Raw genomic sequence first — 18,413 nt, forward strand, 5'->3', positions numbered from 1 at the left:
CGAGACCGGTGAGATACGACGCCGTGGAGGTCGGGGACGTCGACGAGTTCGGCAGCTACGAGATGACCGAAGCCGAGATGATCGACTTCGCCGAGCAGTACGATCCCCAGCCCTTCCACGTCGATCCGGAGGCTGCCGCGGAGTACCCCTACGGCGGGCTGATCGCCTCGGGGTGGCACACCTGCGCGGCGACCATGCGCATGCTCGTCGAGAACCAGTTCCGAGACGGCGACAATCTCGGCTCACCGGGCCTCGACGAACTGCGCTGGCACGAGCCCGTGCGGCCCGGCGACGTGCTCAGCGTGCGGGTCGAGGTGATCGGCAAGCGTCCCCTGGAGAGCGATCCCGAGCGCGGCCTGGTCACGTCCGAGGTCGAGACGCGCACCGCGGACGGAACGCTCGTCCTCTCCTGGACGTCCAACGTCTTCGTTCGGCGCTTCCCCGCCGAGTAACCCCAGTGAGCCGCGCTCGTTCGTTGCCGCGATCGCGGGGCAATCTTAATGGTTGATTGTGGTGGATTAGAAGACGTTCACATGGTCGTCGACAGTGACGCGATCGAGCGAGTCGGAGTGATCGGTGCGGGGAACATGGGGCACGGCATCACGGAGGTCGTCGCCCTCGCCGGGTACGAGGTGGTGATGCGCGACATCGAGACGGAGCTCGTCCAGGACGGGTACGAGAACATCGAATGGTCCCTGGAGAAGCTCTCCGAGAAGGGACTGATCGATCAGGCGCCCGAGGACGTGCTCGACCGCATCGACACCACGACGGACCTCGAGGCTGCAGCCACGGGCGCCGACCTCGTCATCGAGGCCGCGCCCGAGCGGCTCGACCTGAAACACGATATCTTCGGCGAACTCGACGCGGCGGCGCCCGAGGACGCGATCCTCGCCTCGAACACCTCATCGCTGTCGATCACGAAGATCGCCGAGGGGACCGACCGGCCAGAGCAGGTGCTCGGGCTGCACTTCTTCAATCCACCGGTCAAGATGGATCTCGTCGAGGTCATCTACGGCGAGGAGACCAGCGACGAGACCGCCGACGCGGGCTACGAGTTCGTCGAGTCGATCGACAAGACCCCGATCCGCGTGCGGAAGGACGTCCAGGGGTTCGTCGTCAACTCCGTCCTCGGACCGTTCTCGAGCGAGCCCGCGTGGATGGTCTCCCGGGACGAGGCCACTATCCGCGAGGCGGACGCCACGATGGTCCACGAGCGAGGTTATCCGATGGGTCCCTTCGAGCTGGGCGACATGAACGGGATCGACATCGGCTACCACGTCCGGACGGAGGCGGGCATCCCGATCCCGCCGCTGATGCAGGAGAAGGTGGACGCGAACGACCTCGGGCGGAAGACCGGCAAGGGGTACTACGACTACGAGGACGGCGACGGTGCCGACTACGGCCCCGACGACGTCGACGATTTCGACTGGTTCCGCGTCGAGGCGACGATGGCCAACGAAGCCGCCAAGCTCGTCGGGAACGACGTCGCGACCCCGGATGCCGTGGACACCGGCATGCGCCTCGGCGCGGGGTTCCCCGAGGGCACCTGCAGGCGTGCGGACAAGCTGGGCCTCGACCGGATCGTCTCGAAACTCCGCGAGCTCTACGAGACATACGACGAGGCACGCTACGAGCCCGCAGAGTACCTCGTCGAGCTCGTGGAGGCGGGCCACACCGGCGAAGAGGCAGGCCAGGGGTTCTACGAGTACGACACCGGATCGGGGCCCAGCGAGTACCGAGCCCTCAACTGGGAGCTCCACGACGACGGGCTCCTCGAGATCGAACTCGACCGCCCCGAGCGACTGAACGCCCTCAACGACGACATGAGCGACGCGATCGTCGACCTCCTCACCAGCGTCGACGAGGAGGCGGTCCGCGCGGTGACCTTCGAGGGCGCTGGCGATCGGGCGTTCTGTGCCGGCGCAGACGTCTCGGGCTTTGCCTCCATCCAGCCGGCCAAGTCTTCCGAGCCGACGGAGGTCTTCGACGTGGTCGCCTCGTTCCCGCGACCGACGCTCGCGAAGATCGACGGCTACTGCCTGGGCGGCGGCCTCGAGATCGCGCTGGCCTGTGACCTCCGCATCGCCACCACCGGCTCCGAGTTCGGCTTCCCAGAGATCAACCTCGGCCTGCTGCCGGGCGGCGGCGGCACCCAGCGCGCGATCCGGATGCTCAGCGACGCTCGCGCCAAGGAGCTCGTCTTCCGGGGCGAACACATCTCCGCCGAGCGCGCCGAGAACTGGGGGCTGATCAACCGCGCGGTCGATCCCGACTCCTACGACGACGTCGCCGAGGAGTTCACCGACGACCTCGTGTCCGGGCCGCCGATCGCGCTCCGGAAAGCCAAGCGCGTCATGAACGAGGGACGCGACGAGGACCTCGACGCCGGACTCGACCTCGAGAGCCAGGCGTTCGCGCTCCTGTTGACGACTGACGACGCGACGGAGGGAACCGCGGCGTTTGCGGAGGATCGCGACCCCGAGTTCACCGGCGAGTGAGCGTCCTGCATTCGGTTCGACGATAGAAACGGGCGGGAGCGTGACTGTCGAGTCGCTCTCAGTCTCAATATCGTCCTCTCACTCCCCGTATCGGAGGACGGGCTCGAGTTCGTCCTCGTCGACGTCCTCGAAGAGTTCGCGGGCGATCGTCCGGAGGTGAACCTCGTCGGCGCCGTCGACGATGCGGAAGGTGCGGACGCTCTCGTAGAAGTCCGCCAGCGGCAGGTCGCGACCGATGCCGTTCGCGCCGCAGTACTGGACGGCGGTGTCGATGGCCTGGCCTGTCGCTCGCGCTGCGAACACCTTGCTCGCCGAGACTTCGGTCCTGGCTTCGTGCCCGGCGTCGATCGCGTCGGCAGCGGCGCGGACCATCGACCGCGCAGCCTGCACCTGGGTTTCTCGCTCGGCGATTTCGAAGCGAGCCCGCTGTTTCTCGGCGAGCGTCGAGCCGAACGCCTCCCGCTCGGCCGTGTAGGCTCGTGCGATCGAGAGCGCGCGCTCTGCCATCCCCGAGAACCGCATACAGTGGGTCAATCGCGCGGGACCGAGTCGCTCCTGAACGTGGGTGAACCCCTCGCCCTCCTGGCCGACGAGGTGCTCCTCCGGGACGCGGACGTTGTCGTACTTGATCTCGGCGTGGCCGACGCCGATCGAGTTCCCGCCGAGATGGGGGATGTCGCGAACCACCTCGACGCCATCTGCGTCCGCTGGAACGACGAACACCGAACAGCCCTCGTAGGGATGGGCGTCCGGGTCCGTGCGGGCGAGCACCAGAAGGACGTCGGCCTCGATCCCCTGCGTCGTCCACCACTTGTGGCCGTCGATGATCCAGTCGTCGCCGTCCTTCTCCGCGGTCGTCCGGATCATCTTGGGATCGGATCCCGCGCCCTGCATCGGTTCGGTCATCGAGAAACCGGACCTGATCTCGCCGTCGACGAGTGGCTCGAGGTACTGCTCCTGCTGGAGCTCGGTTCCCTGCATCTCGAGGAGGTGCATGTTCCCTTCATCGGGAGCGTCGACCCGCATCGCGGTCGGGCCGAGGATGCTCCGCCCTGCCTGCTCGAAGGTCGGCAGCACGTCGCGGAAGTCGTAGCCCATCCCGCCGTGCTCCTCGCCGATCTGGGGCGCGTAGACGCCGTACTCCCTGGCCGCCTCCCGGAGTTCGCGGATCGTCGCGTCCGAGACGCCCATCCCGCCGGCGAGTTCTCGCTCGGCCGGGATGACGACCTCGTCCATCAGGCGCTCCGCGCGATCGGCGAGTTCTTCGGCCGTTTCGGAGTCGTCGAAGGAGAACATTGTGTGAACGTCCCACGGGCCGGACCAAAAGCGTTGGCTCCGTTCTCGGCCGCGAAAGCGGCACGTGGCTGGAGATACCGCGATCTGGGCGAGCCGTCCGGTGCGATAGATTCACACAAGCGAGGGACGAACGCAGGTCCATGACCGACGACGCGACCGGCAATCCGACCGTCGAGGCCGTCTTCTGGGACATCGGCGGCGTGATTCTCTCGCTCGACTCGGTGCAAGCGGCCCATCGCGAGTTCGTCGAGCAACTCGTCGCCGAGCACGAGACGACCCAGACTGCCGAGCAGGCGATCGAGACGTGGCGGACGACGGTCGGGGACCACTTCCGGGAACGCGACGGGACGGAGTTCCGGTCGGCACGGGAGGGGTACCGGCTCGCCGTCGCCGAGATCCTCGACGAACCTGTTCCGGAGGAGCGCTGGCGATCCACGTTCCGCACTGTTCTCGAGACCCACGCGCGGGCCAACCCCGGCGCGGTGGACGCGATCGAGCGCCTCGCGGCGTCGCCGCTCCACGTCGGGGTAGTCAGCGACGTCGACGAGAAGGAGGGTAGGTGGCTCATCGAACAGTTCGGCGTCCTCGAGCTGTTCGACTCGGTGACGACGTCGGAGGAAGTCGGACGGACCAAGCCGGACCCGGCGATGTTCGAGACCGCACTGGAGAAAGCGGGCGTCGAACCGGCGGCAGCCGTGATGATCGGCGATCGCTACGAGCACGACGTCGAAGGCGCCGCGGACTGTGGTCTCGGAACGATCGCCTACGGTGCCGAAGACGGCCCCGCAGTCGATTACCGGGTCGAGGCCCTCCACGACGTTCCCGCGCTGCTCGGCGTTGGGGACTGATCCGGCCTAGCGCTCGATTCGCGCGGATCCGCAGTAGCGGCAGCGTCGGTCGCCGAGTGCTCGATTAGACGACGCCTTCCTGCACCCTGGGAACGCCGGCCGCGCTGATTGTCTCGCCGACCATGTACGAAGACGCCGGGCTCGCGAGGAACTGCGCGAGGTCGGCGATCTCCTCGCTTCGGCCGATCTCCCGATCGACCTCCGATCGGTCGACCTCGTCGGCGGTGATCCCCATCTGTGACGCTACGCCGGGCGTGGCGACCAGCCCAGGCGCGATGCAGTTGACGCGCACGCCCTTGTCAGCCCACTCCGCAGCGAGCGACGTCGTGAGATTGATCACGCCGGCCTTGGCAGCACCGTAGGGACTCATCAGCGGCGAGCCGTCCTGCCCGGCGATGCTGGCGAGGTTGATGACGCTGCCGCCGCCGTCCGCGAGCGCGTCCGCAGCTGCGTGCGTGCAGTGATACGTGCCGGTGAGATTGATGTCGACGATCGTCTGCCAGCCGTTCGGACTGATGTCGTCGAACTCGGCCATGAAACTCGCGCCGGCGTTGTTGACGAGGACGTCGAGCCCACCGAACGTTTCGACGGTCGCCTCGACGAGCGCGTCGACCGCGTCGCGGTCGGTCACGTCACACTCGACCGCGAGCGCCTCTCCCGGACGGTCGCTCTCGGCGATCTCCTCCGCGACGGGATCGACGTTCTCCTGCTCCCGAGAACAGATCGCGACGTCTGCGCCGCCGGCAGCGAACTGCTCGGCGATCGCCCGCCCGATTCCGCTGGACGCGCCCGTCACGATCGCACGCTTTCCGTCGATCTCGAACCGCTCAGTGGCATCATCAGTCATGTGAAAAGCTACCGATGTACTCGACGTGGGGCGGCATAAAACCAGGCGAAAAACCGGGAGAACACCAGCCCAGAACGTGGATCGACACCTGTGACTCGGTACCGTGGTCCATGGAGTTAAGACGAGGTGGATACACCCCAGACGTGTATGGCACGAACCGAGGTGGTTCCCCAGGGCGTTCGGGACCACGAGCAGCACCCGGGGGATCGGCCGACGAGTCGTCAATGGGTGTCGCCGTGCGGCCAGCGCCGGGGGGTGGACGCCCCGTGACCGACGCCGAGCTCGCTGCACTCACTGGGGAGATCGCCGACCACGGCTTCCTCTCGTGGCTTGATCTGCGAGTCGAGCACCTCGAGACGGACAGGGCGGTTCTGGTCGTCCCCGATCACGAGAAGCTACGGAACGTGGGCCAGAACGAGGCAACACCGATCCACGGCGGGGTCCTCGCGACGCTGATCGACTCGGCCAGCGCGTTCGCGTTACGCACGACGTTCGAGGACCCGACGGCGGCCAGCCTCACCACCACGAACCTGGACGTGTCCTACCTACGGCCGGCAACGGGGGATCTCCGCGCGACGGCCGACGTCGTCCGGGCCGGCGGGTCGATGGGCGTCACGGACGTCGAGGTAACGGCACCCACGCCGGACGGTGAAGACACCGTCGCCGTCGGCAGCACAACCTACCGCCTCTTCAGGGGTGGAGACGAATGAGTGGTGGCTACGACGCCATCGAGGTCGGCGATCGCACGACGACCGGTGGACGTACGATCACCGAGGCCGACGTGACGAACTTCGCGGGCGTCAGCGGCGATTTCAACCACCTCCACACCGACGCCGAGGTGATGGCCGAGACCGAGTACGGGGAACGAATCGCTCACGGGGCGCTCGTGTTCTCGGTGGCAACGGGGCTGCTGTGGCAGGAGCGCGACGACGCGGAACGCGAACACGTCGTCGCCTTCTACGGCGTCGATCACCTGCGGTTCGTCCGACCGTGTTTCATCGGGGACACGATCCACGTGGAACACGAGGTCGTGGAAAAGGAACCGCGGGACCACCCAGTCGCGACGGGTGTCGTCCGGTACGAGGTCTCTGTCCAGAATCAGCGCGACGAGACCGTACTCGCCTGCAAGTTCCTCTCGCTGCTTCGGTGACGGTCACGGATCTCGCCGACGCGGGGTCGTCTTCGATCACGAGGCCAGCATCGGCCATAGGGCTAGCTCCGACAATAGAGCCAGATTCGACGACGGAGCCGTTGCCGGGCGATGGTGTGACGGTCGCGAGTAACGCCAGCGAAACGCGCCAGTACGTCGTCGGTACCAGTTCAGGGACCGCTTGATCGATACTGACCAGGTCACCGCCCGCACGTCGAGGTGGCGACGTTCGCCCGCGTGAGGGGCAACTACGTCGAAGCGAACGAACGGAGAAGAAACGCCGAGTTCGTGTGTTATAGTTTACCGTGTGACGAGGTATACAGGCCCACATATTTATTTAGAAAGACCATGAAGGAAAGCTCGGTATCCACCGGGTGACTCCATGACGGACAACACAGCCACGAACGGGAAGGCGCAGAACGCGGAAAACGGCGGAACGACGTCGACGAGTTTCGTCGGTCGACGGCGGTTCCTGCAGGCGGCAGGGGCGACGGCCGGCATGTCGGCACTCGCAGGCTGCGTCCCGGGCGGCGGTGACGACGGTGGCTCGGGAGGGCCGATCACGATCGGGCATCTCGCGCCGCTGGAGAACCCGCTCGGGGTCGGGTCTCGCCGAACCGCAAACATGGCCGTCGATCAGCTATCGGAGAACGGGGGCATCATGGACGAGGAAGTCGACATCGTCCACGCCGACACCAGGGGCGACCCCGGAACGGCCGACACGGAGGTACAGCGACTGGTTACCCAGGACAACGTCGACGTCATCATCGGGACGTTCGTCAGCGAAGTAACGCAGGCGATCCTCCCCTACGTCGCGAACGAGAACATCCCCTTCATCGTCACCGGATCGGCTGCCCCGAGCACCGTCACCGAATACATCGGACAGGACTACGACCAGTACAGGAACTTCTTCCGGACGGGACCGATCAACTCGGACTTCCAGGCCGAGGGGATGGTCAACTACGCCAATCACCTCAACGAGCTCCACGGCTGGGACACTTTCGCCCTCCTGGCGGACAACGCTGCCTGGTGTGAACCGTTCGTAAACTACCTCCCCGACGCGTTCGACGAGGAGGGATTCGATCTGGTCCACCAGGAGCGGCTCAACATCAGCATCGACGACTTCAGCCCGGTCATCAACGACGTGGTCGACTCCGGTGCCGACGCCGTCTTCCGATTCTTCGCCCACATCGACGCGTCGGCGTTCCTGGTCGAACGGGCGCAGCGCGAGCTCACCTTCGGAGTCGAGGGGATTCACGTCACCGGGATGCACCCCGCCTACGCGCAGTTGACAGAGGGTGCAGCGACCTACGAAACGACCTCGCAGTCCGGTGCCGGCGGTACGACCGCCATCACGGAGAACACGATTCCGTTCGTCGAGTCCTATCGCGAACGGTTCGCGAACAGCGATCCACCCGTCGGACACCCGATGTACATGGGGTTCAACACCTACGACGCGGTCAACGTGTACGCCGAGGCCGTGGAGCGGGGCGGAACCTGGAACTACGGGAGCGATCTCGACAGCATCGTTGACGCGATGCTGGCGACCGATCACACTGGCGTCGCCGGGAACATCCAGCTGTACGGGGAGGACGCCGACTACCCACACGACGCCGTCGAGACGCGGAACGACCAGGGCGTCATCTCGAACTTCCCGATCACCCAGTGGCAGCCGGAGGGGGACCTCGAATGCGTCTACCCCGAGCAACACGCCACTGCAGACCACATGCCGACAGTCTGGTAGGTATCGATGCTCAGCGGACTTCCAACGGTACTCGTCAACGCGGCACTGATCAGTGCGCTCTACGCGCTGATCGCGATCGGCTTCACGATGATCTTCGGCGTCGGCGGCGTACTCAACCTCGCCCACGGAGCCCTGCTCATGGCAGGCGCCTACGCATACCTGCTCCTGGCGCGCGACACGATCTCCGTCCCGGTCCTGGAGTCGGTCACGCTCCACCCGTTTCCCGCGTTCCTGTTGGCCGTCGCGACGGTCGCAGTACTATCCTACTTGCTGTACATCGTGATCGTTCAGTTCGTCGAGGACAATCCGGTCACGACTTTCCTCACGACGATCGTCGTCGCCATCGCGGCCACGGAGCTAACCCTGCACTACGCCGGATCGGCGTCCCACACCTACACGCCCATCCCGGACGGGCTCCTTCCGTCGACGATCGACCTCGGACCGGTCACGGGCATCCGAACCGTCAGCGTCGTCGGCTTCGTCGTCTCCTGGATCACGATCGCTGCGCTGTGGCTCTACGTCACGAAGACGAACAGCGGACGCGCGATCCGCGCGGCGTCGATGAGCGAACGCGGGGCGCAGCTCACCGGCGTGAACATCCACTCGGTGCGCGCACGCACCTGGCTCATCGCCGGCGCGCTCGCCGGCATCGGCGGCGTCTTCCTCGGCGCATCCTCCCAGGCGACGCCGCAGATGTGGCTTCATCCGCTGTCGCTGGCGTTCATCATCGTCGTCATCGGCGGGATCGGCTCGATCAAGGGATCCATCGTCGCCGCGTATCTGATCGGATTCTTGCAGACGGGCGTGGGGGAGTACCTGGGCCAGAACTTCCGGGGGATCCTCTCGCTCGTGTTGCTCGTGATCGTCCTGTTCCTGCTACCACAGGGACTGTTCGGGAGGGAGTTCCACCATGAGTAACGACTCGTCGTTCGTCCGCGTGGTCGAGCGCGCGAGAGCAGCGCTCCACACACTGCTGTTGCCGCTGTGGAACGTCGTTTGCAAACTGCTCGCGCCGATCGACCGGGGGCTGCAGCCGATCGCGAACGCGTACAACCGGCTGCTCGGACATCACTTCGGAACGATGACCGGGCTCCAGTTCGGCGTCATCTCGCTGGGCTTCGGGCTGATCGCGACGGTCCCGTTCTGGAGCCCACTGTACACGGAGACGTTGAACATCACGTTCGCGATGGCCTCGATCTGGGCGATCTTCGCGATGAGCTGGGACATCCAGAGCGGCTACACCGGCTACATCAGCTTCGGCCACTCCGCGCTCTCGGGGGCGGCCGGCTACACGATCGGGCTGCTCATCCTGCACTACGATCCCTCTATGGGACCCGCGGTGGCGATCCCACTCGCGGTACTGGCGTCGTTGCTGCTCGGCCTCGTGATCGCGGTACCGGCGCTCAGGCTCAGGGGCCCCTACTTCTCGCTCATCACGCTCGTGGGCGTGCTCCTGTTCACGAACCTCATCTTCGCGTTCAGCGACTGGACCAACGGCGAGCTCGGGATCAACAAGGTGGAGCCGTTCACTTACGAGCCGTGGATCAGGTACTACTACATGGCGATCCCGATGCTGCTGATCGCCATCGGGCTAACCTACGTCGCCCGGTCGAACGTGGGAACGGTGCTGCTGGCGATCCGCGAGAACGAGCCCGCCGTGTCGGACGCCGGCCTCGACCCGACCAAGTTCAAGATTTCGTCGTTCGTGCTCAGCTCCGTGCCGATGGGGATCGGAGGGGCCCTGCTGGTCTACTACGGCCGGGCCATCACCCCGACCAGCTTCGTCGACCTGCAGAACAGCATCGAGATCATCGCCATCGCCGTGATCGGCGGGATGGGGTCGATCCTCGGACCGCTGTTTGGCTCCTTTCTCTTCTTCTTCCTCGAAGAGGAGCTGCTCAGACAGTTCTTCGACGAATCGTCCGTCCGGGCGCTGGTGCTCTGGACGTTCGTATTGGCGGTGCTCGTGTTCACTCGGAACGGCATCTTCCGCGCCATCTGGCACGGGCTCGGCTCCGTACGGGGTGATTCGGAGTGACGCTCCTCGAGGTCGACGGTCTGACGAAACGTTTCGGCGGCCTGCTCGCGGTCGACGACCTCTCCTTCGACGTCGACGACGGCGAGATCGTGGGGCTGATCGGCCCGAACGGCTCCGGCAAGACGACGGTGTTCAACTGCATCATGAGCACGTACTCCGCGAGCGACGGCGAGATCCGCTTCGAAGGAACGGACATCACCCACGACAGGACCCACGAGATCGTCAACGACGGGCTCTCCCGGGTCTCACAGGAGTCGAATCCGATCGATCTCCTCCCCGTCGGTGGCAACATCAAGCTGTTCATGCTGCCGAACAGCTTCCTGCTCTGTGCGCTTCCGGACACGGTCATGGCACGGATGACCGACGACGGCCCGGGCGTGGTCGAGTACGCCGAGCGCGTCGGCCTCGGCGACAAGATCGAAGAGACGCCCGACTCGCTGGCCCACGCGGACGTGCGCCGCCTCGGGATCGCGAAGGCGCTCGCCACCGATCCGGACCTCCTCTTGCTCGACGAGCCGTTCGCCGGGATGAACCAGGCGGAGATCCGCGAGCTCTCCGAGCAGATCGAGGGGTTCCGCGACGAGGGCATCTCGATGGTCGTCGTCGACCACAACATGCGCGGGCTGATGCAGCTCGTCGACCGCGTCGTCGTGCTCTCGAGCGGACAGAAGCTCGCCGAGGGCCCGCCCGAAGAGATCGTCGAGAACCAGGACGTCCAGGACGCCTATCTCGCGGGCGAACACGGGGGGATCTAGCGATGGCAGACGATCCCCTCCTCGCCGTCGAGGACGTCGACGTCTTCTACGGCAAGACCCAGGCGCTATCCGACGTCTCCCTGTCCGTCGACCGTGGCGAGATCGTGGGACTGATTGGCCCGAACGGTGCGGGCAAGACGACGCTGCTGGACGCGATCGCCGGGTTCAAAGCCTACGACGGGACCATCACGTTCGACGGCAAAGACGTGGCCGCGCTCGGGACACAGGCCGCCGTCGGCGAAGGCCTGATCTACTGCACCGAGGACCGCGACCTCTTCCCGTACTTCAGCGTCCACGAGAATCTGCAGATGGGAGCGCAGGCACGCGACGACCAGGAGAACGTCGAGGACGACCTCGAGATGGTCTACGACCTGTTCCCGCGGCTCGAGGAGCGTCGCGAGCAGGAGGCAGAGACCATGAGCGGGGGCGAACAGCAGATGCTGGCGATCGGACGCGCGCTCATGGGCGATCCGGAGCTGCTCATGCTCGACGAGCCGACGCTCGGGCTCGCGCCGGTGATCGTCGACGACATCAGCGACAGCATCGAACGGCTCCAGGACGAGGGGCTGACGATCCTGCTCGCCGAGCAGAACTCGACGTTCGCGCTCCGGCACGCCGATCGGCTCTCCCTGATCGAGAACGGAGAGATCGAACTCGAAGGATCGTCCGCCGAGTTCCGGGACAACGAGTACGTCCGCGACGCGTACATCGGCATCCACTGAGCGGGATCGGCGGTTCAACTGGCGCGTCGCCACGCTGGTCGATCGGCGATCGGCGAACCCGGGGCCGACACGCGGCGTCCGCGGACCGGCCGCGTATCCTCACAGTCCGTCCCGTCATCACCAGTCACCCGGCCGAATCTATATACTCCGCCGCGACGACGCCAGGGACATGCGCGACGTCTACGTCGTCGGCGCGGGACAGACGCCGTTCGGTGCGTTCCCGGACCGGAGCTACCGGGACCTGTTCGCGGAGGCCTACGAGGCAGCACGGGCGTCGGTCGACCACGGCGTCGACGCCGAGGACGTCGACGAGGCGGTCGTCGGGAACCTCGGCGTCGGCGGGCGACAGTTGGGACTCCCGGGACCGGCCGTGACCGAGCACGTCGGGCTGCACGGCGTCCCCTGTTCCCGGATCGAGAACGCCTGCGCAGCCGGCGGCTCCGCCGTCCGGCAGGGCGTGCAGGCGATCCGGAGCGGGTTCGCCGACGTCGTCCTCGCGGGCGGCTTCGAGGTGATGACCGACCTCTCCGACGACGTGACGAACTACTGGCTCGGCGTCAGCGGCGAGACGGAGTGGGAGCGCCTGACCGGCACGACGTTCTCCGGCGTCTACGCCCAGATGGCGGACGCGTATCTCGACGCCTACGACGCGACGACGGAGGACCTCTCGCGGGTGGCAGTGAAGAACCACGCCAACGGCGCGAACAACCCGAAAGCGCACCTCGATTTCGCGTGCTCGCTCGAGGACGCCGTCGACGCCCCGGAGGTGGCCGCGCCGCTCAACCTCTATCACTGCTGTCCGACCTCGGATGGCGCGGCGGTCGCACTGCTCGCCAGCGAGGAGGTCGTCGACGAGTACACCGACGAGCGTGTGCGGATCGCCGGCGTCGGCGCAGCGAGCGATAGTGTGGGGCTGGCCGACCGCGACAGCTACACCTCGATCCCGGCGAGCGCGAGTGCCGCCGAGACTGCGTACCGGCGAGCGGACGTCACGGCCGAGGCGCTCGATTTCGCCGAAGTCCACGACTGCTTCGCCATCGCGGAGCTGCTGGCGTACGAGGATCTCGGGTTCTGTGAACGCGGCGAGGCCGCCGAGCTGCTCCGAGCGGGCGTCACCGATCCCGACAGCGATCTCCCCGTCAACACCTCCGGCGGGCTCAAGTCCAAGGGCCACCCGATCGGCGCAACCGGGACCGGACAGGTCGTCGAGGTCTTCGACCAGCTGACCGACGCTGCCGGCGAGCGCCAGCTCGACGATCCCCGGGCTCGGGCTGACTCACAACGTCGGTGGAAGCGGCGGCGCAGCGGTCGTCCACGTCTTCGAACAGGAAGGGGTGGTTCGATGACGGGGATCGAAGGCGTCGGCGCCTACGCCCCGGCCTATCGCGTCGACGCAGACGCCGTCGAGGCAGCCCTCGGACAGTTCCAGGCCGCCGGGGTCGAACGGACCGCTGTCCCCGACGCCGACGAGGACGCGCTGACGATGGCCCACGAGGCAGGGGCGCTCGCGCTCACAGCAGCCGAGCGCGACGGGAGTGAAATCGCTGGACTGTATCTCGCGACGACGACCCCGTCCGTCGAAGAGGAGGCGCTCACTCCACGGCTCGCGAGCACGCTCGGACTCGGCGACGACATCGAGACGCGGCAGTTAACCGGAAGCACGCGCGCCGGAGTGGCAGCGCTCGTCGCAGCCCTGGATTCGACGGACGAGGGCAGGACTGCCGGCGGCGAAGAGACAGGGGATGGGACTTCCGAGGCGCCCTATCTCGTCGTCGCCAGCGACGCGCCCCGAGGAGCACCCGACGACGCGATCGAACACGCCGCCGGAGCGGGCTCGGCGGCGATCGTGGTGGGGCCTGGCGGCCCAGGGACCGTGCTCGATCGGGCCGAACAGGTCAGTCCGTTCCCCGGCACCCGATTCCGGCCTGCCGGCTCCGCAGAGACGACCGGCCTCGGCGTCACCGGGTACGACCGGCAGGCATTCCGCGAGACCGTCGAGACAGCTGCCGGTCGACTCGAGGACGATCTCGGGAGCGCCGACACCGTCGCCCTCCAGTCGCCCGACGGAAAACTCCCCTACCGTGCCGCTGGCCCACTCGGCGTCGAGACCGACGCCATCCGTGCGGGAACGACCGTCCACGACCTCGGAGACACCGGCACCGCCAGTCCGCTGCTGGGGTTCGCGAGTGCTCGCGCGGACGGTTACGACGACATCGGAGTGATCGGGTACGGCTCCGGCGGCGGTGCGATCGCGCTCAGTATCGACGCGGCCGACGTTCCGGTCGAGACGTCACTGGCAGCCGAAGAGTCGCTCTCGTATTCCGCGTACCTCCGAATCCGCGGCGAGCTCACGTCCGGCGAGCCCGCGGGCGGCGGCGCCTACGTCAGCGTTCCGAGCTGGAAACGCACGATTCCACAGCGCCATCGACTCGTCGCGGGACGCTGTCGGAACTGTGGCGAACTCGTCTTCCCGCCCACCGGAGCCTGCACGGACTGCGGCACGCTCGACGAGTACGACGAGGTCCGCCTCCCCGGCACGGGGACCGTCGAGGCTGCGACCGAGATCGGACAGGGCGGTGCGCCGCCGGAGTTCGTCGAGCAGCAGGCCCGGAGCGGATCCTACGTCAGCGCCGTCGTCGCGCTCGACGGGCCTGACGGAGCCGACGACGATCGGACCGATGCCGTCTCCACGCCTGCCCAGGTCGTCACCGTCGGTGACGAGTCCGTGGAAATCGAGGACCGCGTCGAAGCGACGATCCGGCGAATCTACACGCAGGAGGGCGTGACGCGGTACGGCGTGAAGTTCCAGCCACTGCAGGACTGACGAGGAAGCTCGATTGGGACGAGGGGCTCGAAACGGGCGGGGATCCCGATCCCGAGACAGGACCGACGAGGTGGCGCGGGGGTGCCGGCGTTAGCTGTCCGTACCGATCGTCGCCCCGGTGATCTCGAATCGCGCACCGCCAGCCTCGCTCTCCATCGCCCGGATCTCCCAACCGTGTGCCTCGACGATCTGCTGGACGATCGCCAGGCCGAATCCGGTACCGTCCTCGGCCGTCGTGAATCCCGGCGTGAACAGGTCCTCGCGCACTTCCTCGGAGATGCCGGCACCGTCGTCCTCGACGAAGAGCCCGCCGTCACCTGTGGGACCGATCCGAACGGTGACGCCGTCGCTGTCGTGCCCGTCTGTGGCGTCGTGAGATTCTGGCGAACGACTGCCCGTCGAGCCGTGCTCGACGGCGTCCTCGTGAGGCACCGGCGAACGAGGGCTCGTCGAACCGTGTTCGACGGCGTCGTCGCGAGTTGCTGGTGAGCGACGACTCGTCGAGCTATGCTCGACTGCGTCCTCGTGAGGCACCGGCGAACGAGGGCTCGTCGAACCGTGTTCGACGGCGTCGTCGCGAGTTGCTGGTGAGCGACGACTCGTCGAGCTATGCTCGACTGCGTCCTCGTGAGGCACCGGCGAACGAGGGCTCGTCGAACCGTGTTCGACGGCGTCGTCGCGAGTTGCTGGTGAGCGACGACTCGTCGAGCTATGCTCGACTGCGTCCTCGTGAGGCACCGGCGAACGGGGGGTCGTCGAACCGTGTTCGACGGCGTTTCGAAAGAGGTTCTCGAGGACCTGGCGGAACCGATCGGGGTCTGCCTCGATCGTCGCGTCGCCGGTGACGTCGAGTCGAGACTCGTTGCACGCGACCGCCTCCCAGCACTGGGTGGCAACCGTCGCGAGCTCGATCGGCTCGGGATCGGTGACGGGCTCGCCCTGGCGCCATCGCGAGGGTGTCTTCGATGAGCGTCTCCATCCGCGCCAGCGCAGAGTCGATGGCGTCGAGGTGTTCGCTGTCGCAGTCCTCCCTGGCGAGCTCCAGCCGCCCGGACGCGACGTTGAGCGGGTTCCGCAGGTCGTGGGACGCGATGTGCGCGAACTCCTCGAGGCGCTCGTTCTGGCGTTCGAGCTCCTTCTCGCGTTGCTTCCGGTGGGAGATGTCCCGGAGGACGCCGACCGTGCCGCGGATCGAGCCGTCTTCGGAGTCCTGCAACAGCGCGAGGTGGTTCTCGTGGGGGAGCCGATCCCCGTTCTTCGTGACGACGTCCATCTCGAAGGATGCCGTCTCGCGGTCGGCCGACTGGAGTAGCTCCGTGATGCGCTCTTCGCCGGTCGCGAGGTCGTCCTCGTCGAGCACGGTGGACACCGGTTCGCCGAGGAGCTCCTCGGGGTAGTAGCCCGAGTTCGTGCGCTCCTGGCCGGTTGGCGCCTCGAGCGCCGTGAACTTGCCGTCCGTGTCGAGCGTGATCACTTCGTCCGGGAACGCCTTGACGATCGCCTCGTAGCGTTCCAGCTCCTCCTTCCGTTCGAGGAGCCGCCGTTCGCGTCGCTTCCGCTCCGAGATGTCACGGACCACGCCGACGGTCGCCTGGTACTCCCCGGTCTCGGTGCACAGCGGAGCGACGTTGATCTCAGCGAGGACGTCCGCTCCCGCCGCCGTCTGGACGGTCACCTCGTAGGTGGCACTGTCGCGGTCGGGATCACCCAACAGCTCGACGATGATCTCGGTCCCGCGCTCGTAATCTCCGTCTGCGAGAAACTCGCTGGCGTGGGTGCCCTCGACCGACGCCACGTCACCGGTACCGAGCATTCCGGCCATCGCACCGTTCGCGGTCGAGACCACGCCGTCTTCCTCGAGGACGAACATCGGATCGCCGACGGTCTCCACGAGGGCCTCGTATCTGGACAGCTCCCGCCGTGCACGGTTGCTCGCTACGGCGCGCTCGATCCGGTCGGCCAGCGACTGGTACTGGTCAGTTTCGGGCTGCTTCCGCAGATAGTCCGTCGCGCCCAGGGTGATCGCGTCGCTCGCGATTTCCTCGGAGCCCTGGCCCGTAAAGAGGACGAACGGCAGGTCGGGATGGGACTCTCGGACTCGTTCGAGGAACGCCAGCCCGTCGAGTTCAGGCAACTGATAGCCGCTGACGACGCAGTCGAACGCTTCGTCCTCGATGCGGTCCAGCGCGTCCCGAGGACTGGTTTCGGAGACGACGTCGAACCGATCGTGCTCGCGCTCGAGCGCCCTCGCGGTCCGGTCGAGCAGCGGCTCCTCCTCGTCGACGTGGAGGACCCGAACTGCCCGAGACATGCTGTAGAAAACCCCGGTCCACCCGGGTAATCCTTCCGGCTGTCAGAGCGTACTGGCGACCGACTCGGCAGGACTCGGCCCTCGAAATCGGCAGCGAGAGTGCCACAGTCTGCGAGGTGAAATTCGGATGCGGCGCGAGGGAATCCCGACCACGACGACGGCTCGCTCAGAAGAGCTGATCCGAGATGATGTTCTTCTGGATCTCGGAAGTCCCCTCGTAGATCTTCGTGATCCGGGCGTCGCGGTAGTAGCGCTCGGCTGGGAAGTCCGTGACGAAGCCGGCACCGCCGTGGACCTGGACGCCCTCGTCGGCGACCTCGACGGAGATCTCGCTGGCGAAGAGCTTCGCCATGCTGGAGTACTTCGCGGCGACGTCCTGGTTGCCTTGCTCGATCTGGCTGGCTGCCCGGTAGGTGAGCGATCGCGCGGCCTCGACCTTCGTCGCCATGTCCGCGATCTTGTGTTCGATCGCCTGGAACTCCCTGATTTTCTGCCCGAACTGCTCGCGCTCGTCCGCGTACTCCATCGCCGCGTCGAGCGCGCCCTGCGCGCAGCCGACCGCCTGGGCCGCGACGCCAGTACGCCCGACGGCGAAGAACTCCATGAGCTGGTAGAAACCACGGTCGACCTCGCCGATGACGTTCTCTTCGGGGACGCGGACGTCGTCGAGGAAGAGCTCACCGAGGTCAGAGGCTCGAATCCCGAGCTTGTTGTCGATCTTCTCCGCGGTGAACCCCTCGATATCCGTCGGCACGAGGAAGGCAGTGATCCCCTTGTGGCCCGCGCCGGGGGTCGTCTTCGCCATGATCACGGCGACGTCGGCGACAGTGCCGTTCGTGATCCACGTCTTGTTGCCGTCGATGACGAACTCGTCGCCGTCCTTCTCGGCGGTCGTCTCCATGCCGGCGACGTCGGAGCCGTGCGCTGGTTCGGAGATCGCCGACGCCGAGGCCGTCTCGCCGCTGGCGATTTTCGGCAGCCACTCCTCCTTCATCCACTCGTCGCCGAAGCGGACGATCATGTTCGTCCCGAAGGAGGCACTCCCGACGGCGGACCCGATGCCCGGATCCGCACGCCAGAGCTCCTCGGTGACGATGATCGAGGACAGCTTGTCCATGCCGGCACCGCCGTACTCCGTCGGAATGCTCGCGCCGACGAAGTCGTACTCCGCCGCCTTGCGCCGGATCTCCTCCGGGTACTCCTTGTTCTGGTCGTGCTCCGCGGCGACCGGCTCGATCTCGTTCTCGCCGAACTCGCGGACGGCGGCGCGGATCGCTTCGTGCTCGTCGGAAAGGGCGAACGACATGTGCGTGTGGTTGTCTCCCATTACAAAGTATCTTCGTGCGAAGAAAGGTATATCCGGATCGTCCGGGGAGGTCC

At 66.6% G+C, this 18,413-nt stretch carries 16 protein-coding genes and 1 pseudogene; 12 read left to right on the top strand and 5 right to left on the bottom strand.

Annotated features, from left to right (window positions below; all coding sequences use genetic code 11):
• The first annotated feature begins 8 nt into the window (after positions 1 to 8).
• Entirely contained in the window at positions 9 to 452 is a 444-nt protein-coding gene (locus tag ACZ5KP_RS01955; protein WP_460919358.1) for a MaoC family dehydratase, read from the top strand.
• Between the two features lie 81 nt (positions 453 to 533).
• Complete coding sequence (locus ACZ5KP_RS01960) at positions 534 to 2,498, top strand: 3-hydroxyacyl-CoA dehydrogenase/enoyl-CoA hydratase family protein (protein WP_460919361.1); 1,965 nt, start codon at positions 534 to 536, stop codon at positions 2,496 to 2,498.
• Between the two features lie 78 nt (positions 2,499 to 2,576).
• Here the strand turns inward: ACZ5KP_RS01960 and ACZ5KP_RS01965 are convergent, their stop codons facing one another.
• Positions 2,577 to 3,794 (bottom strand): acyl-CoA dehydrogenase family protein, encoded by a 1,218-nt coding sequence (locus tag ACZ5KP_RS01965; protein WP_460919364.1) that lies wholly within the window; start codon positions 3,792 to 3,794, stop codon positions 2,577 to 2,579.
• 140 nt (positions 3,795 to 3,934) lie between these two features.
• On the opposite strand from ACZ5KP_RS01965, the gene ACZ5KP_RS01970 reads away from it, so the two are divergent.
• Positions 3,935 to 4,642: an HAD family hydrolase gene (locus ACZ5KP_RS01970; protein ID WP_460919367.1), complete on the top strand. Its 708-nt coding sequence runs from the start codon at positions 3,935 to 3,937 to the stop codon at positions 4,640 to 4,642.
• Positions 4,643 to 4,706: 64 nt separating this feature from the next.
• On the opposite strand, the gene ACZ5KP_RS01975 is transcribed toward ACZ5KP_RS01970, so the two are convergent.
• Positions 4,707 to 5,489 (bottom strand): SDR family NAD(P)-dependent oxidoreductase, encoded by a 783-nt coding sequence (locus tag ACZ5KP_RS01975; RefSeq protein ID WP_460919370.1) that lies wholly within the window; start codon positions 5,487 to 5,489, stop codon positions 4,707 to 4,709.
• Between the two features lie 266 nt (positions 5,490 to 5,755).
• Between ACZ5KP_RS01975 and ACZ5KP_RS01980 the strand changes: the two genes are divergently transcribed.
• The 9 genes and pseudogenes from ACZ5KP_RS01980 to ACZ5KP_RS02020 all read left to right on the top strand — a co-directional run bounded on the left by ACZ5KP_RS01980 (position 5,756) and on the right by ACZ5KP_RS02020 (position 14,722).
• A complete protein-coding gene (locus ACZ5KP_RS01980) occupies positions 5,756 to 6,199 on the top strand; it encodes a PaaI family thioesterase (RefSeq protein ID WP_460919373.1) in 444 nt (147 codons plus the stop codon).
• Positions 6,196 to 6,639 (top strand): MaoC/PaaZ C-terminal domain-containing protein, encoded by a 444-nt coding sequence (locus tag ACZ5KP_RS01985; protein WP_460919375.1) that lies wholly within the window; start codon positions 6,196 to 6,198, stop codon positions 6,637 to 6,639. Before ACZ5KP_RS01980 ends, ACZ5KP_RS01985 begins: the two co-directional genes overlap by 4 nt.
• A gap of 382 nt (positions 6,640 to 7,021) precedes the next feature.
• Entirely contained in the window at positions 7,022 to 8,383 is a 1,362-nt protein-coding gene (locus ACZ5KP_RS01990) for an ABC transporter substrate-binding protein (protein WP_460919377.1), read from the top strand.
• A 6-nt stretch (positions 8,384 to 8,389) separates the two neighbouring features.
• Positions 8,390 to 9,301, top strand: a complete 912-nt coding sequence (locus ACZ5KP_RS01995; RefSeq protein ID WP_460919379.1) for a branched-chain amino acid ABC transporter permease — start codon at positions 8,390 to 8,392, stop codon at positions 9,299 to 9,301.
• Positions 9,294 to 10,421 carry a branched-chain amino acid ABC transporter permease gene (locus ACZ5KP_RS02000; RefSeq protein ID WP_460919381.1) on the top strand — a complete coding sequence of 376 codons (1,128 nt, stop codon included), beginning with the start codon at positions 9,294 to 9,296 and terminating at the stop codon, positions 10,419 to 10,421. Before ACZ5KP_RS01995 ends, ACZ5KP_RS02000 begins: the two co-directional genes overlap by 8 nt.
• Positions 10,418 to 11,176: an ABC transporter ATP-binding protein gene (locus tag ACZ5KP_RS02005; RefSeq protein ID WP_460919383.1), complete on the top strand. Its 759-nt coding sequence runs from the start codon at positions 10,418 to 10,420 to the stop codon at positions 11,174 to 11,176. The genes ACZ5KP_RS02000 and ACZ5KP_RS02005 overlap by 4 nt, the downstream gene beginning before the upstream one ends.
• 2 nt (positions 11,177 to 11,178) lie before the next feature.
• Complete coding sequence (locus tag ACZ5KP_RS02010; protein ID WP_460919385.1) at positions 11,179 to 11,898, top strand: ABC transporter ATP-binding protein; 720 nt, start codon at positions 11,179 to 11,181, stop codon at positions 11,896 to 11,898.
• A gap of 169 nt (positions 11,899 to 12,067) precedes the next feature.
• A pseudogene (locus ACZ5KP_RS02015) lies at positions 12,068 to 13,244 on the top strand (thiolase domain-containing protein).
• On the top strand, positions 13,241 to 14,722 hold the full coding sequence (locus ACZ5KP_RS02020) for a zinc ribbon domain-containing protein (RefSeq protein WP_460919387.1): 1,482 nt from the start codon (positions 13,241 to 13,243) through the stop codon (positions 14,720 to 14,722). Before ACZ5KP_RS02015 ends, ACZ5KP_RS02020 begins: the two are co-directional and overlap by 4 nt.
• A gap of 90 nt (positions 14,723 to 14,812) precedes the next feature.
• On the opposite strand, the gene ACZ5KP_RS02025 is transcribed toward ACZ5KP_RS02020, so the two are convergent.
• The 3 genes from ACZ5KP_RS02025 to ACZ5KP_RS02035 all read right to left on the bottom strand — a co-directional run bounded on the left by ACZ5KP_RS02025 (position 14,813) and on the right by ACZ5KP_RS02035 (position 18,339).
• Positions 14,813 to 15,154, bottom strand: coding sequence for an ATP-binding protein (locus ACZ5KP_RS02025; RefSeq protein WP_464761854.1), 342 nt, complete (start codon positions 15,152 to 15,154; stop codon positions 14,813 to 14,815).
• Between the two features lie 277 nt (positions 15,155 to 15,431).
• Entirely contained in the window at positions 15,432 to 17,033 is a 1,602-nt protein-coding gene (locus ACZ5KP_RS02030) for a PAS domain S-box protein (RefSeq protein ID WP_460919391.1), read from the bottom strand.
• Positions 17,034 to 17,199: 166 nt separating this feature from the next.
• Positions 17,200 to 18,339 (bottom strand): acyl-CoA dehydrogenase family protein, encoded by a 1,140-nt coding sequence (locus tag ACZ5KP_RS02035; protein WP_460921104.1) that lies wholly within the window; start codon positions 18,337 to 18,339, stop codon positions 17,200 to 17,202.
• Positions 18,340 to 18,413: the final 74 nt, after the last annotated feature.

The organism is Salinarchaeum chitinilyticum, from assembly GCF_055390775.1.

Coding starts and splice junctions, on each gene's coding strand:
- ACZ5KP_RS01960 (WP_460919361.1), top strand. CDS start 534: ATGGTCGTCGACAGTGACGCGATCGAGCGAGTCGGAGTGATCGGTGCG.
- ACZ5KP_RS01965 (WP_460919364.1), bottom strand. CDS start 3,794: ATGTTCTCCTTCGACGACTCCGAAACGGCCGAAGAACTCGCCGATCGC.
- ACZ5KP_RS01970 (WP_460919367.1), top strand. CDS start 3,935: ATGACCGACGACGCGACCGGCAATCCGACCGTCGAGGCCGTCTTCTGG.
- ACZ5KP_RS01975 (WP_460919370.1), bottom strand. CDS start 5,489: ATGACTGATGATGCCACTGAGCGGTTCGAGATCGACGGAAAGCGTGCG.
- ACZ5KP_RS01985 (WP_460919375.1), top strand. CDS start 6,196: ATGAGTGGTGGCTACGACGCCATCGAGGTCGGCGATCGCACGACGACC.
- ACZ5KP_RS01990 (WP_460919377.1), top strand. CDS start 7,022: ATGACGGACAACACAGCCACGAACGGGAAGGCGCAGAACGCGGAAAAC.
- ACZ5KP_RS01995 (WP_460919379.1), top strand. CDS start 8,390: ATGCTCAGCGGACTTCCAACGGTACTCGTCAACGCGGCACTGATCAGT.
- ACZ5KP_RS02000 (WP_460919381.1), top strand. CDS start 9,294: ATGAGTAACGACTCGTCGTTCGTCCGCGTGGTCGAGCGCGCGAGAGCA.
- ACZ5KP_RS02010 (WP_460919385.1), top strand. CDS start 11,179: ATGGCAGACGATCCCCTCCTCGCCGTCGAGGACGTCGACGTCTTCTAC.
- ACZ5KP_RS02020 (WP_460919387.1), top strand. CDS start 13,241: ATGACGGGGATCGAAGGCGTCGGCGCCTACGCCCCGGCCTATCGCGTC.
- ACZ5KP_RS02030 (WP_460919391.1), bottom strand. CDS start 17,033: ATGTCTCGGGCAGTTCGGGTCCTCCACGTCGACGAGGAGGAGCCGCTG.
- ACZ5KP_RS02035 (WP_460921104.1), bottom strand. CDS start 18,339: ATGTCGTTCGCCCTTTCCGACGAGCACGAAGCGATCCGCGCCGCCGTC.